Below are 859 nucleotides of genomic sequence, written 5' to 3'. Positions count from 1 at the left end.
CCCTTAAAGTCGAATTCATTCCAGCGCGGATCAGTTTCGATAGCTTGATTATATTGCAATGAGCGAGTGATCGCGTCAGCGGTTTCAATATGCCTTTTTAAGCTGCCGCAAATAACTCGACTGGGCTTGATAGAAGTGCTGTCAAAATATTCACCTAGTAAATGGGCTTGTTTGTGGCCGAGATCAGAAAGCTGGTCATAGTCTTGCTTTCCTAAAGAGGCTTGTGCGTGCCGTGTAAGTATCAGTGTTGCCATTTAATCGCTCTAAGCATGGATAAATATTAGTTGGCAAAGTCTATGGAAGTAAGCAGTATTCAGCAAGTTTATTCAATTGATGGCAGTGCATTAGCTTGGATTATAGTTCGTGCGCTGAACAGTGTCTCCTTTAGTATGAGAGCCTGTTAACACCTTAAAAGACTCGTAAGAAAATCCACATATATAAACAAAGAATAAGTTTGATGCAGGTTAGGGGTAACGGTAATAAAAATACTTTTAAAATGTAAGGAAAGGTAATCTGGTACTAGATATAACTTTAGGTGAGCTACTTAAAAAATTGAATTACGAAGTAAAAATAGTTTAATCGATAAAATAACAGGAAGTACCATAATGTTACTGATTATTAAGTGGTTATTTCCATTTCGCCTATTATGAATAATGGGTATAAAGCACCTTGTTATGTTAATCATTAATATGCGTAATACTTGAATCATTGATTTCAATATTCGTAAGGAGTATACGCAATGAACTATAAATTCTTTACTATTTTATCTGTCCTTTTGCTCAGTGCGTGCACTACAACTAAAACTATTTCTCTTGCAGTAAATGAATTGCCGCCCACTGCTGCCGATGATGGCGGTATA

1 protein-coding gene is annotated in these 859 nt (G+C 36.6%); it reads right to left on the bottom strand.

All coding sequences use genetic code 11. The annotated features are described in order from the left end of the window. Nucleotides 1-254 (bottom strand): histidine phosphatase family protein (locus A3735_RS27335; RefSeq protein ID WP_197486090.1); only part of this gene is annotated, 254 nt, incomplete at its 3' end. Nucleotides 255-859: the final 605 nt, after the last annotated feature.

Source organism: Oleiphilus sp. HI0061 (genome assembly GCF_001635675.1).
Note: the sequence above shows the minus strand (reverse complement) of the source record. Positions and strands in the feature narration are given on the sequence as shown.